The 13055-nt window shown below is 54.8% G+C and carries 14 protein-coding genes; 12 read left to right on the top strand and 2 right to left on the bottom strand.

Annotated elements, in window-relative coordinates:
* Positions 1 to 138 precede the first annotated feature (138 nt).
* Both BOW53_RS10100 and BOW53_RS10105 read right to left on the bottom strand, forming a co-directional pair.
* Positions 139 to 1113, bottom strand: coding sequence for a PDC sensor domain-containing protein (locus BOW53_RS10100; RefSeq protein WP_078487866.1), 975 nt, complete (start codon positions 1111 to 1113; stop codon positions 139 to 141).
* A gap of 5 nt (positions 1114 to 1118) precedes the next feature.
* The gene (locus BOW53_RS10105; protein ID WP_078487867.1) at positions 1119 to 1709 is read right to left on the bottom strand and encodes a Maf family protein; all 591 of its coding nucleotides are present in this window, start codon (positions 1707 to 1709) and stop codon (positions 1119 to 1121) included.
* 376 nt (positions 1710 to 2085) lie between these two features.
* Between BOW53_RS10105 and BOW53_RS10110 the strand changes: the two genes are divergently transcribed.
* From BOW53_RS10110 to mltG, 12 genes are all read left to right on the top strand, one after another.
* On the top strand, positions 2086 to 2331 hold the full coding sequence (locus BOW53_RS10110; protein ID WP_078487868.1) for an OadG family protein: 246 nt from the start codon (positions 2086 to 2088) through the stop codon (positions 2329 to 2331).
* 77 nt (positions 2332 to 2408) lie between these two features.
* Positions 2409 to 4208 (top strand): sodium-extruding oxaloacetate decarboxylase subunit alpha, encoded by a 1800-nt coding sequence (oadA, locus tag BOW53_RS10115; RefSeq protein ID WP_078487869.1) that lies wholly within the window; start codon positions 2409 to 2411, stop codon positions 4206 to 4208.
* A gap of 4 nt (positions 4209 to 4212) precedes the next feature.
* Positions 4213 to 5346 carry a sodium ion-translocating decarboxylase subunit beta gene (locus BOW53_RS10120; RefSeq protein ID WP_078487870.1) on the top strand — a complete coding sequence of 378 codons (1134 nt, stop codon included), beginning with the start codon at positions 4213 to 4215 and terminating at the stop codon, positions 5344 to 5346.
* A 229-nt stretch (positions 5347 to 5575) separates the two neighbouring features.
* On the top strand, positions 5576 to 6034 hold the full coding sequence (locus BOW53_RS10125; protein WP_172838860.1) for a YceD family protein: 459 nt from the start codon (positions 5576 to 5578) through the stop codon (positions 6032 to 6034).
* A 27-nt stretch (positions 6035 to 6061) separates the two neighbouring features.
* Entirely contained in the window at positions 6062 to 6241 is a 180-nt protein-coding gene (gene rpmF / locus BOW53_RS10130; RefSeq protein WP_078487872.1) for a 50S ribosomal protein L32, read from the top strand.
* A gap of 112 nt (positions 6242 to 6353) precedes the next feature.
* Positions 6354 to 7376, top strand: coding sequence for a phosphate acyltransferase PlsX (plsX, locus tag BOW53_RS10135; RefSeq protein WP_078487873.1), 1023 nt, complete (start codon positions 6354 to 6356; stop codon positions 7374 to 7376).
* Entirely contained in the window at positions 7373 to 8341 is a 969-nt protein-coding gene (locus tag BOW53_RS10140; protein ID WP_078487874.1) for a beta-ketoacyl-ACP synthase III, read from the top strand. The genes plsX and BOW53_RS10140 overlap by 4 nt, the downstream gene beginning before the upstream one ends.
* Positions 8342 to 8379: 38 nt before the next feature.
* Complete coding sequence (gene fabG, locus BOW53_RS10145) at positions 8380 to 9126, top strand: 3-oxoacyl-ACP reductase FabG (protein WP_078487879.1); 747 nt, start codon at positions 8380 to 8382, stop codon at positions 9124 to 9126.
* A 188-nt stretch (positions 9127 to 9314) separates the two neighbouring features.
* On the top strand, positions 9315 to 9551 hold the full coding sequence (gene acpP / locus BOW53_RS10150; protein WP_078487875.1) for an acyl carrier protein: 237 nt from the start codon (positions 9315 to 9317) through the stop codon (positions 9549 to 9551).
* A 95-nt stretch (positions 9552 to 9646) separates the two neighbouring features.
* Positions 9647 to 10891, top strand: coding sequence for a beta-ketoacyl-ACP synthase II (gene fabF, locus BOW53_RS10155; protein ID WP_078487876.1), 1245 nt, complete (start codon positions 9647 to 9649; stop codon positions 10889 to 10891).
* Positions 10892 to 11029: 138 nt separating this feature from the next.
* On the top strand, positions 11030 to 11845 hold the full coding sequence (gene pabC, locus BOW53_RS10160; RefSeq protein WP_078487877.1) for an aminodeoxychorismate lyase: 816 nt from the start codon (positions 11030 to 11032) through the stop codon (positions 11843 to 11845).
* Between the two features lie 22 nt (positions 11846 to 11867).
* A complete protein-coding gene (gene mltG, locus BOW53_RS10165) occupies positions 11868 to 12866 on the top strand; it encodes an endolytic transglycosylase MltG (protein WP_078487878.1) in 999 nt (332 codons plus the stop codon).
* The last annotated feature ends 189 nt before the right edge of the window (positions 12867 to 13055 follow it).

Below are 13055 nucleotides of genomic sequence, written 5' to 3' on the forward strand. Positions count from 1 at the left end.
TGCTCCTCAAACTTTGGTCGGTGAGAGAAGCTACCTATGCTACCGCAGCTTACCCTCTAACCAAATCTGTCGAGTTGCACTTGGAAATTGAATTCGCGATCTCAAGGCAAAGGCTCGAAGAAACTATCTCAGAGGGTTTCAATCAGTGGCCGGCCTGCTGGTGGAGTCGATATTGCCAGCCCAGAACGGGTGATCAGGGTTGAGGAATTCATCCCAACGCAGATAGTGGGAGCCATCGCATGAGAAGTTCAGCGCCACCAGGCCATTAAATATGTTGAGAGAACCGGATCGCAGATAGATCGTTTCGTCCGCAAAGCGCAGCTTTTTGAAACCTTCGAATATCTCCCTGATCCTGTTCTGGGGCACCACCGCCTTCTCCGGGTAGGGGCGCATGGGGTAGGCGAAGCAGATATCCGGATCGATCAACTCCTCCATCTCTAATATTCGATAAGTGTACGGGTCCTCGACCAACCACAATGTTGCCCGGCTGCTGGAGAAGAGCAGCTTGCCGTGGAATACACCCCGCTGCGCGTAGAGCTCGGTGAGGATCGATATCGCCTCGTCGATGTGCTTGTCCAGAACACTCTTGGCGCGAGTCTGCTGAAACAGCAGGCCTCTGATTGCCGGATCCCCCTTGATCTGGCGCCACTGTCCCGGTTCCTCGTAAAGCTCCTGGGTCAATGGAAGATCCCGCAGGTCGAAATCGGCCCCAAGATAGCCAATGACTTTCCCGTTTTTCCGTATCAATTGAATGGCCGTGATGCTGGGCCTGTTGGAGAGCAGGCTGATGTAGGCTTCAGACAGCCAGTAATCCACCGCGGGCAACACCTCCTTGAGGTAGGGTCGCTTGGAACGGTCACGGCCGAAGTGTTCAATGAAACGACCGTTCTTGTTCACGTTGTCGCAGATTTGAATGCCATCGGTGCCCAGCACGTAGAGGTAGGCAACGTAGGGCAAATCCTGGACATGGGATTCGAGGGCCTGGTTGAGCGCCTCTCTTTCCGGCCAGGCGTTGCTGCAGTCTTGGGCAATGGATTTGATGACAGGCGCAACCATTTCTTCCAGTGCTTTGCGCTGGCGATCAATACTTTTTTTTAGGGCGGTACTCGGCATCGGAGTCAGGGAACCTGTACGCCCTCGTTTCCGAGGAACTCAATCAGCCTGATAAGGGGAAGACCGATCAGGGCGTTTGGATCGTCACCCTCGAGTCGCTTGAACAGCGAAATACCAAGCGCTTCAGACTTGAAACTGCCGGGACAATTGTAGGGCTCCTCGGCGTCCAGGTAGCGCTCGATCTGATCTCTTGTCAGCGCTCTGAAATGCACGTGGAACGGCTCACAGACCACCTGGCTGTTTCCGGTGCCGGTGTTGAGGAGGCAAAGACCGGTGTAAAAGATAACGATTTTCCCGGAAGCGGCCTCCAACTGCCTGATGGCATTGTCACGGTCACCCGGTTTTCCCTGGATGTGTCCTTCGTTGCAGGCCACTTGGTCCGAACCGATGACGAGGCTGTCGGGATGATCGGCGGCAACGGCACGGGCTTTCTCTTCGGCCAGGCGCGTAACCAGGTCCTGGGGTGTTTCCCCCGCACTGCTTGTCTCATCGATATCAGGAGAGGCAATGGAAAACGCCAGCCCCAGTTTTTCCAGCAGGGCCTTGCGAAAGGGGGATGTAGAGCCTAATACAAGTTGAGGTACTCTATCGGTCATCTTTGTCTGTGTTTTACACTATATAGTTATTAGTATCCAAGGCGGGTGATTCTAACAGGAAAGGGTTGAAAGCCGGCGAACAATTCCAGATGACGGGTCACTTTAAATCGGGGTTCAAAACAACGAAAAGCAAAAAGGACGCTTATCCAAAAGAAATCGGGAATCTCCCTCCAAAAGCATTGAATAATCAAATACAAAGTATCCGTTGATGCAATACACTAATCTTTACAATAAGTTATGTAAATTGCTGTTCTGCCACAACTTGACAAGAGCCCTACATATCCCATAGAAAAAGCTGCCCGGAGCAAAACCCCGTTTTATCGCCGTATAAATTTTTTGCAAATCAACCAATGCGACGGGCCAGGAGATAGACTGTATGCCTATATCTTACCTTCTTGTGGAAGGTGCCAACCTCATGCTCCTCGGTATGGGGAGTGTTTTCATCTTCCTGACCCTGTTGGTCATAGCCATGAACGGCATGTCCTGGCTGGCGAAAGCCATCGAGGGTGATGCCTCTCACGAGACTTCCGTAACTCCGGCTGCAACACCCAAGGCAGCCAGCGAAGACGAAGATCTCATCGCAGTGATCTCGGCGGCCATAAGCCGTTACAGATCAAAATAAGACCTGGTCGTTACGGAGACAACGCAACCATCAGGATTTCCGCGCCATCAGCGCAAAACAACTAAGAAAGCGAACATATGAGCGATCTCAAACCACTCGGTATTACTGAACTCGTACTGCGCGACGGACACCAGTCCCTGCTGGCGACCCGCATGCGTATCGAAGATATGCTGCCCATCGCCTCCAAACTCGACCAGATGGGCTTCTGGTCCCTGGAGACCTGGGGTGGTGCCACCTTCGACTCCTGCATCCGTTACCTGGGAGAAGATCCCTGGGAGCGCCTGCGCCAGCTGAAGGCAGCTATGCCGAACACCCGTCAGCAGATGCTGTTCCGTGCCCAGAATATTCTGGGGTATCGCCACTATGCCGATGACGTGGTTAAGCGTTTTGTTTTCCGTGCCGCTGAAAATGGCATGGATGTATTCCGCATCTTCGACGCCATGAACGACCTGCGGAACTTCGAAACCGCCATCAAGGCTACGGTGGAAGTAGGCAAGCATGCCCAGGGTGCCATGTCATACACTGTCAGCCCTGTTCACAATATCGATTACTGGGTAGATATGGCCAAGCGCTTGGAGGATATGGGCAGCCACTCCATCTGCATCAAGGATATGGCCGGACTGCTCAAGCCCTATGTGGCCTACGAACTGGTCAGCCGTTTGAAAGAGACCATCAGCATCCCCCTGGCCCTGCACAGCCACGCCACTACCGGCATGAGCACCACTACCCTGACCAAGGCCTCTGAGGCTGGGGTCGACATGATCGACACCGTTGCCTCGTCGATGGCCATGACTTACAGCCATTCGGCCACCGAGTCGCTGGTCGCGATCATGCAGGATACCGACCGCGATACCGGCCTTGATCTTATTCAGCTGGAAGAGATCGCCGCCTACTTCCGTGACGTGCGTAAGAAGTACGCTAAGTTCGAAGGTGCCCTCAGGGGTGTCGACTCACGTATCCTGGTGGCCCAGGTACCTGGTGGCATGCTCACCAACATGGAGAATCAGCTCAGGGAGCAGAACGCATCCGACAAGATGGACGCGGTACTGGAAGAGATTCCCCGCGTGCGCGAAGACCTCGGTTACATACCGCTGGTAACGCCCACTTCCCAGATCGTCGGCACACAGGCGGTGATCAACGTACTGATGGGTGAGCGCTACAAGAACATCACCAAGGAGACTGCCGGTGTCCTCAAGGGCGAATACGGTGCTGCGCCTGCACCCGTGAATAAAGAGCTGCAGGCCAAGGTTCTGGAAGGCGGCGAGCCGGTCACCTGTCGCCCAGCTGATCAGATCGAAGACGAGATGGATAAGCTGACCGCGGAGCTGGAGTCCCTGGCCAAGGAGAAGGGAATTACGCTGGCAGACAATGTGGAAGAGGATGTACTGATCTACGCACTGTTCCCCCAGATCGGTTTGAAGTTTCTCGAGAACCGCGGCAATCCCGATGCGTTTGAACCCGCGCCTGGCACTGAGCCGGAGCCTGCGCCCGCTGCAGCCGCACCTGCGGCAGCCTCAGCCGGTGGCCTGGAAGCCTACACCGTAAGCGTCAACGGCAAGTCCTACAATGTCGTAGTCTCAGCCGGTGGCGATATTCAGCATGTCACTCCTGTGGCTGAAGCATCTGAGGCAGCACCCGCAACTGTGCCCGCACCTTGCGGCGAAGTTGAGCCCGTACCCGCGCCCCTGGCCGGTAACGTGTTCAAGATCAAGGTCGCTGAAGGCCGGGCCGTGAACAAGGGCGATGTCATCGTGATCATGGAAGCGATGAAGATGGAGACCGAAGTGAGGGCGCCTCATGGTGGTACTGTCTCCTCGATCACCGTAAAAGAGGGCGATGCCGTTCAGGTCGGTGAAACCCTGCTGATGCTGGGCTGATCGCATGGAAGGATTAGAAACGCTCTGGCAATCCATGGGGATTGCCAACATGGCTTGGGGCCAGCTCCTGATGATGCTGGTGGGTGCGACGCTCATCTACTTGGCGGTTTCCAAGAAGTTCGAGCCGCTGCTCCTGCTGCCCATCGGTTTCGGTGCCATTCTCAGTAACATTCCGGTGGCCGGCATTGGCGGTCCGGAGGGCCTGCTCGGTTATGTCTACACCGTGGGCATCGAAACCGGCATTTTCCCGCTGCTCATCTTCATGGGCGTGGGAGCGCTGACCGACTTCAGTGCCCTCATCGCAATGCCAAAGACCCTGTTCCTGGGTGCGGCTGCGCAATTCGGTATTTTCGCTACCCTGTTGGGCGCCCTGGCTCTCAACATGGTTCCCGGTATCGAGTACACCCTGGCTGATGCCTCGGCGATTGCGATTATCGGTGGTGCGGACGGTCCGACGGCGATCTTTCTGGCCTCCAGGCTGGCTCCGGATCTGCTGGGTGCCATCGCCGTGGCGGCATACTCCTACATGGCCCTGGTACCGATCATCCAGCCGCCGATCATGAAACTGCTGACCACGGAGAAGGAGCGCCAGGTGGTGATGTCCCAGCTGCGTCCTGTAAGCAAGCTGGAGAAGATCCTGTTTCCCTTCAGCGTGCTGATACTCTGTATCATGTTTCTGCCCTCGGCAGCCCCCCTGATCGGTATGCTGATGTTCGGCAACATACTGAAAGAGGTGGGTGTTGTGGATCGTCTGAGCCGTGCGGCCCAGAACGAGATCATCAATATCGTCACCATCTTCTTGGGACTGGCAGTGGGCTCCAAGCTCTCAGCCGACAAGTTCCTGACTATCGAGACCCTGGGTATTCTGGGCCTGGGCGCCGTCGCTTTCTGTATCGGCACCGCCACCGGTGTACTGATGGGTAAGGCGATGCACAGGCTCTCGGGTGGCAAGGTCAATCCCCTGATCGGTGCCGCAGGCGTTTCGGCGGTCCCCATGGCGGCTCGCGTAGTCAATAAAGTCGGCCTGGAGTCGAACCATCACAACTTCCTTCTGATGCACGCCATGGGCCCCAACGTGGCCGGTGTGATCGGTTCTGCAGTGGCAGCCGGTGTGCTGCTGGCAGTGGTCGGTCCCTGAAGGGTTCTATAGCTGGTTTTCCCCGGGGGATGGAGGCAATTCCACCCCCGGAATGACCAGATCCCGGGTTTTCCCTCTAAGCCCGTGAAAGGGCTCCATTTTTTTTGACGTTTCAGGCGTCTCGTAATATCATTGCGCGCTTATGTCGTCACGCTTACCTGAATTTGTGGATCCGTGGCATTCCGCCGCCCTGAAAAAACAGTTTTCAGGGCATGTAGAACTGGCTGATTTGACGCGTCTGGCCTCGATGCTGGAAAGTGTCGAGGGAGATGCAGAGTTCGAACTGAGGTTCGAAAGAGACGACAAGCGGCGCAGCCGTATCAAGGGATTTGTGAAGTCAACAATGACGCTCGAGTGTCAACGTTGTCTCGAAAGCATGCAGCTGGCAGTGGATGCGATTCTCAACCTGGGAGTGATCGAAGTACCGGAGGAGGCCGAACGCCTGCCCGAGGATGTCGAACCGGTCCAGGTGGAAGAGGGTCTTGTCCGGTTGCTGGACCTGGTTGAGGAGGAGTTGATCCTCGCCATTCCCCAGGTCCCGATGCATGAGCCGAACGAGTGCAGGGCAGAGGTGTCTCACGCTGACGAAGCACCACCGGCTGAACAACAGGAAAGCGTGACTGAGCAGGCCGAGAACCCGTTTGCGGTACTGGCCGGGCTGAAGACGAAGACAGATTCTGAGAATTGAATATTAGGTTAACCAGGAGCTAGAACCATGGCGGTCCAGCAGAACAAAAAAACCCCTTCACGTCGCGGCATGCGTCGTTCGCATGATTCGCTGAAGGGTGAAACACTTTCTATCGATCCCACTTCCGGTGAGACCCATCTGCGTCACCACGTAACTCCCGATGGTTTCTACCGTGGCCGCAAAGTGGCCAGCGGTAAAGGCGAATAAAAACCCTTTATCGTGGGCTGTAGAAAGCATTTCTCTGCATGGCCGTCCCTTTTGGGGCGGTCGTGCGTTGTTGCGCCGGAAATTTCTCCACTGACATGGGAGGGTGATTTTAATGCCTGATAAAATCACTATAGCCCTGGATGCAATGGGGGGAGATCACGGAGCCGAGGTGGTCGTTCCGGCTGCTTTGGATTTTCTGAAACGCGACGCTGAAGTTGATCTGATCCTTGTCGGCAACGAAGAGGTGATCAGGCAACATCTTGGTGGTGCAGATAACCCGCGCCTGCGCATCCATCACGCCTCCCAGGAGGTGGCAATGGATGAACTGCCCTCGAAAGCCCTGCGCGGCAAGAAAGACTCCTCCATGCGGGTGGCCATCGACCTGGTCAAGCAAGGGGAGGCCAATGCCTGTGTCAGTGCCGGTAATACCGGGGCGCTGATGGCAACCGCCCGTTTCGTGCTCAAAATGCTGCCTAACGTGGATCGGCCGGCCATCGCAACTGCCATTCCCTCCATCGAAGGTCATACTTGGGTGCTGGATCTTGGTGCAAACGTTGATTGCACTGCAGAACACCTGTTCCAGTTTGCAGTCATGGGCAGTGAGCTGGTTGCCTCAATCGATGATGAGATACCAGAGCCCTGTATCGGTCTGCTCAATATCGGTCAGGAGGAGATCAAGGGCAATGAACAGGTCAAGGGCGCCCACGATCTGCTCAGTGGTAGTTCGTTGAACTATATCGGCTATGTCGAGGGTGATGACGTCTACAAGGGCGGTGTCGATGTGGTCGTAGCCGACGGGTTTGTCGGTAATATTGCACTGAAGAGCGCTGAAGGTGTGGCCAAGATGGTCAGTCACTTTCTCAGGACCGGTTTCAAGCAAAACATACTCACCAAGCTGGCGGCACTTTTTGCCATGCCGGTGATCAACAGTTTCCGTAAAAAAATCGATCCACGACGTTACAACGGTGCCAGCCTGCTTGGCCTTCGAGGCATCGTGATCAAGAGTCATGGTGGTGCAGATGTGCTGGCGTTCGAAAACGCTATAAGTATTGCCAAAAAGGCCGTACACACCAATGTTCCTGAAAGAATTGCCCACGGCGTGGAAGCACAACTAGAAAAAAGGGCCAGCGCGTGATCTATTCCCGCATTATCGGTACCGGCGGATATCTTCCGGAAAACGTTGTAACCAATCACGATCTTGAGAAGATCGTCGATACGTCGGACGAGTGGATTCGTGAAAGAACAGGTATCGAGAAACGTCATATCGCCGTGGACGGTGAGACCACATGCGACCTGGCAGAGCAGGCAGCCCGCAGAGCCATTGAAGCGGCGGGTAAAAGTCCTGAACATATCGACCTGATCGTTCTGGCCACCACAACGCCGGACCAGGTTTTCCCCAGTACCGCATGTCTGCTGCAGAGCAGACTGGGCATCCACGGGTGTGCCGCTTTTGACGTACAGGCCGTATGTACCGGTTTTGTCTACGCCATGGGCGTGGCGGATAACTTCATCAAGGCCGGCAGCGCCAAATGCGCGCTGGTTATCGGCGCCGAAACCTTTTCGCGTCTCCTCAACTGGGAAGACCGCACTACCTGTGTGCTGTTTGGTGACGGGGCCGGTGCGGTGGTCCTGGAGGCCAGCGAGGAGCCCGGCATCCTCTCAACCCACCTCCATGCTGATGGTGACTATGCCTCGCTCCTGCAGGTGGCTGACGGTGTCTCCAACGGATACGACAAGGTCCGTGACAACGCCGCATTTGTGGAGATGCGCGGCAACGAGGTATTCAAGATGGCGGTGAATACCCTTGGTCGCATCGTCGATGAGACCCTGGAGAAGAACAATCTCCAAAAGACAGATATCGATTGGCTGATTCCCCATCAGGCCAATATTCGAATCATCAAGGCAACGGCCCGCAAGCTGCGCATGTCCATGGATAACGTGGTGGTGACCGTGCATGAACACGGCAATACCTCCGCCGCCTCTGTGCCGCTGGCTTTTGATGTGGCCGTTCGTGAAGGCAAGATTAAACGGGGTGAAACCCTGCTGATGGAAGCATTCGGCGGTGGTTTTACCTGGGGTTCAGTACTGGTCAAGTACTGAGTCGATAAAGAAACAGAATATCGGGAGCATTGGAGACCATGATGCTGGAAAATGAAATCGTCCTAGTAACTGGCGCCAGCCGCGGTATCGGCCAGGCGATCGCCCTCGGACTTGGTGCCCAGGGCGCAATCGTAATCGGCACGGCCACCTCCGATTCCGGGGCGGACGCGATCTCCGACCGTTTCAGCGCACAGAACATCAAGGGCAAGGGCCTGAAACTGAATGTCACTGACCAGGCGTCGGTGGACGAAGTGATGAAGACCATCAAGGCTGAGTTCGGTAGTGCGCCCAGTGTATTGGTGAACAATGCAGGCATCACCCGTGACAATCTGCTGATGCGGATGAAGGATGATGAGTGGGATGACATCATGGAGACCAACCTCACCTCCATTTACCGTCTCTCAAAGGCCTGCCTGCGTGACATGATGAAGGCGCGCAAGGGTCGGATCATCAATATCGCTTCTGTGGTTGGCTCCACGGGCAACCACGGCCAGACCAACTATTCCGCTGCCAAGGCGGGTATGATCGGGTTTACCAAGTCGCTGGCACGTGAAGTGGGATCCCGCGGCATCACGGTTAATGCTGTTGCACCCGGTTTCATCGATACCGATATGACCAAGGAACTCTCCGAAGAGCAGCGTAACGCCCTGCTTGGAAGCATCCCTCTGGCTCGCCTTGGACAACCCGAAGAGATCGCAAATGCGGTTGTATTTCTTGCTTCAAGCAACGCCGATTACATCACCGGCGAGACGATTCACGTCAACGGTGGGATGTTTATGGGCTAAAGGCTGAGTCCTTTAGTAAAGTGATTTATTTGGTTATGCTTGCAACTTGCTGAAAATGTTGAAAAAAGACTTTCATTGGTTCCTGTGGGCAGTAGGCGTAATTTACTTTTAACTTTGTGGGTTTGTTAATACAATAGCCCAGCGGCTTCCATAGGAAGCCATATCTCAATCCGGAGGAAAGAAAGAAGATGAGCTCTGTTGAAGAACGAGTAAAGAAAATTGTTGTTGAGCAGCTTGGAGTTACCGAAGACGAGGTAACCCTGGAAGCCTCTTTCGTCGATGACCTGGGTGCCGACTCTCTGGACACCGTTGAGCTGGTCATGGCTCTCGAAGAAGAATTCGAAACCGAAATTCCTGATGAAGAAGCAGAGAAGATCACCACTGTTCAGCAGGCCGTTGACTACGTTAACGCCCACAGCAGCTGATCTTTTTAACTGATTCAAGCAAGGCCGCAAACCACTGTACCAGGCGGATTGCGGCCTTTCGCTTTATCTGATCCCAAGAAGAGGGAAGGTTCTACATGACTGAAAGAAGGGTCGTAGTGACCGGGCTCGGCATGGTCGCGCCTGTGGGTCATACCGTGAAAGAGGCATGGGACAACATCGTTGCCGGCAAGAGTGGTATCCAGCCGATCACCCATTTTGATATCGAGCCTTTTACCACCCATTTCGGTGGTCCGATCTATGACTTCGATATCACCCAGTACATCCCGAAAAAAGATGCCCGGAAAATGGATAAGTTCATCCATTACGGCTTGGCCGCGGGCTGTCAGGCGATCGAGGATGCCGGCCTGGAAGTCACCGAAGAGAACTGCCGCAGGATGGGTATCGCAATTGGTTCAGGTATCGGCGGTATTACCGGTATCGAGAACAGCTACCACACCTACCTTGAGAAGGGGCCTCGCAAGATCTCTCCCTTCTTCGTGCCCGCCAACATCGTCAACATGGTCGCAGGCAATCTCTCGATCAAGTACGGTCTGAAGGGTCCGAACTACTCTATCGTCTCCGCATGCAGTTCCGGTACCCATAATATCGGTGAAGCGGTTCGCATGATTCGCCACGGTTATATCGACGTGATGATTGCAGGTGGTGCCGAGATGGCCACTTCACCTGTTGGCCTGGGCGGATTTGCCGCAGCACGTGCGCTTTCAACCCGCAACGATGATCCCCAGGCTGCCAGCCGTCCATGGGACCGTGACCGCGACGGTTTCGTACTCAGTGACGGTGCGGGTGTCATGGTTCTGGAAGAGTATGAACGTGCCAAGGCCCGTGGTGCCAAGATCTATGCGGAGATCGCCGGTGTCGGCATGAACTCCGATGCCTATCACATGACTTCTCCTTCGGAGAATGGTGAAGGTGCCTGTGAGTGCATGGAGATCGCACTGAATGATGGCGGAGTCAACAAGGATGAAGTCCATTACATCAATGCCCACGGTACCTCCACGCCAGCCGGTGACATTGCTGAGACCCAGGGTGTGAAACGCGCCTTCGGTGATCACGCATACAAGCTGTGCGTGAGCTCCACCAAGTCCATGACCGGTCACATGCTGGGTGCCGCCGGTGGTGCGGAAGCCGTATTCACTGCGCTTGCCATTCGGGACCAGATGGCGCCGCCAACCATTAACCTGGAGAACCAGGATCCGGAGTGTGATCTGGACTACGTGCCGAACACGGCCAGGGAGATGCAGATCGATGTGGCTATCTCCAACTCCTTCGGATTTGGGGGAACCAACGGTTCGCTTGTATTCAAACGAGTAACCGACTGACGCGTTCCTGTGCATTTCTGTACATCGCCGCTCCTGTGCATCCCTGCACCCGCGGCATACCGTACATAAAAAAGGCGGGACATATCCCGCCTTTTTTTATATCTTGCCGCATAGTCTGAGTGGAACAGGTCTCTCTTCGTGCTGATCGACGGCAATCCGGAAAATCGAATCTCAGCCCTGGACAGGGGGCTTCACTATGGCGACGGTCTGTTCGAGACCGTAAGCGTTATAGACGGCGATCCCTGTCTCTGGAACCGACACATGTCCCGCCTGGATGAGAGCTGCAGGCGGCTCGGCATTCCTGGTCCTGACCAGGACACGCTGTTGGATGAGTGCAGGCGTGTTGCCGAAGACGCTGAACGCTGCGTGGTCAAGATTCTGGTTACCCGGGGTGAGGGGGGGAGGGGTTACATGCCTCCAGATCCTGTTACCCCCCGACGGGTCATCTACAGTACCCCCTGGCCGCAACGCGCGGAAAACTGGCATACCGATGGTGTTCGGGTGCGTATCTGCTCGGCCAGGCTTGCCTCTACACCCTCCCTGGCCGGCATTAAACATCTGAACCGGTTACCACAGGTGATGGCACGTGCAGAATGGCACGATCCCGAGATAGCAGAAGGCTTGATGTTGGATGGAGATGACCGGGTGATTGAGGGTACCATGAGCAACCTTTTCATGGTCTCTGATGATCGACTGGTAACCCCTGACCTCACCAATTGCGGTGTTGCAGGCGTCATGCAGGGCAAGGTCATCGAAATGGCTTCCCAGCTCAACATACCGATTGAAATAAGGGATATAACTCTGGACATGCTGAGGAATGCACAAGGGTTGTTCCTCACCAACTCCGTTATCGGAATCTGGCCTGTAAAAGAAGTTGAAGGTCGTAAATTGGATATCTCTTCAATCAACGGTGAACTAGTAAACTCTGTCATGGAACAGGGGTTCTCTTTTTAAATTTGAACGACGTATAGATAGGATGTTGCACCGACTTATTGGCGCTATAGTCATCGCCGTCAGTTTTATCGCGGCCTGGTTGATGATGGATTACCGGCAGTTTTCCGATGCCCCATTGAATCTTCCCGAGGAGGGTGTGGTCTACAGCCTGCTACCGGGAACATCCCTCAAGGGGCTGGCCAGTGAATTCGAGCAGAAGAAGTGGCTCAGCAGTGCCCTTTATTTGAGGGTCATGGCCAGGCTTGATGAAAACTCGGCCAAGATAAAGGCCGGTGAATACCGGATTCCAAAGGGCACCACGCCGCGCGGCCTGCTCGCACTGTTCGTCTCCGGCAAGGTGACTCACTACTCGATGACGATTGTCGAGGGTTGGTCCTTTCGCCAGATGCTGGCAGCCATTCAGAAAAACGGGGAGATGAAACATACCCTGGAAGGCTTGTCGGATGAGGAAATCATGAAACGCCTGGGCCACGAGGGTGAGCACCCGGAGGGGAGATTTCTGCCTGATACCTACCATTTTTCGCGTGGCACGACGGATATGGAGTTTTTGAAACGGGCCTACAATGCGATGCAGCAGACCTTGCATCGGGAGTGGGATGGACGCGAAAAGAACCTGCCCCTGAAAACGCCTTACGAAGCCTTGATCCTGGCTTCCATCATTGAGAAAGAGACCGGGCTGGCCAGTGAACGTCCCGAGATTGCCGGTGTTTTCGTGCGGCGGTTGAACAAGGGCATGAAACTGCAGACCGATCCGACGGTGATCTACGGTATGGGCGAGTCCTTCGATGGCAACATCAGGCGTCGTGATCTGAGACAGGACACCCCATACAATACCTATGTCCACAAGGGACTCACGCCGACCCCGATTTCCCTGCCGGGGGCAGATGCCATCAAGGCGGCACTGCATCCTGCCAAGGGCAAGAGCCTCTATTTCGTCGCAACCAGTGACGGTGGACACAAGTTTTCCACAACGCTGTCAGAGCACAATGCAGCAGTTAGAAAATACCAGCTTAAAAAATAACTCGAAATGTCTGAAAAACCAGGAAAGTTTATAACAGTTGAAGGGGGTGAAGGCGCCTTATTTTTGGTTGGTTTTTTTTGGAAATAATATGAGGCGGTTTCAAGTAATAACTGCAATTCAATTACGCAGCAAGCAAATCTACTTGCCGCCCCATAAATAATTCATTCGGTGATCGATAGCCTCTTGTGG

This window comes from Solemya velesiana gill symbiont, assembly GCF_002020805.1.
Lineage (GTDB): Bacteria > Pseudomonadota > Gammaproteobacteria > Chromatiales > Chromatiaceae > Sedimenticola_A.

Coding starts and splice junctions, on each gene's coding strand:
- BOW53_RS10110 (WP_078487868.1), top strand. CDS start 2,086: ATGCCTATATCTTACCTTCTTGTGGAAGGTGCCAACCTCATGCTCCTC.
- BOW53_RS10100 (WP_078487866.1), bottom strand. CDS start 1,113: ATGCCGAGTACCGCCCTAAAAAAAAGTATTGATCGCCAGCGCAAAGCA.
- oadA (WP_078487869.1), top strand. CDS start 2,409: ATGAGCGATCTCAAACCACTCGGTATTACTGAACTCGTACTGCGCGAC.
- acpP (WP_078487875.1), top strand. CDS start 9,315: ATGAGCTCTGTTGAAGAACGAGTAAAGAAAATTGTTGTTGAGCAGCTT.
- BOW53_RS10105 (WP_078487867.1), bottom strand. CDS start 1,709: ATGACCGATAGAGTACCTCAACTTGTATTAGGCTCTACATCCCCCTTT.
- rpmF (WP_078487872.1), top strand. CDS start 6,062: ATGGCGGTCCAGCAGAACAAAAAAACCCCTTCACGTCGCGGCATGCGT.
- fabG (WP_078487879.1), top strand. CDS start 8,380: ATGATGCTGGAAAATGAAATCGTCCTAGTAACTGGCGCCAGCCGCGGT.
- plsX (WP_078487873.1), top strand. CDS start 6,354: ATGCCTGATAAAATCACTATAGCCCTGGATGCAATGGGGGGAGATCAC.
- BOW53_RS10120 (WP_078487870.1), top strand. CDS start 4,213: ATGGAAGGATTAGAAACGCTCTGGCAATCCATGGGGATTGCCAACATG.
- fabF (WP_078487876.1), top strand. CDS start 9,647: ATGACTGAAAGAAGGGTCGTAGTGACCGGGCTCGGCATGGTCGCGCCT.
- mltG (WP_078487878.1), top strand. CDS start 11,868: ATGTTGCACCGACTTATTGGCGCTATAGTCATCGCCGTCAGTTTTATC.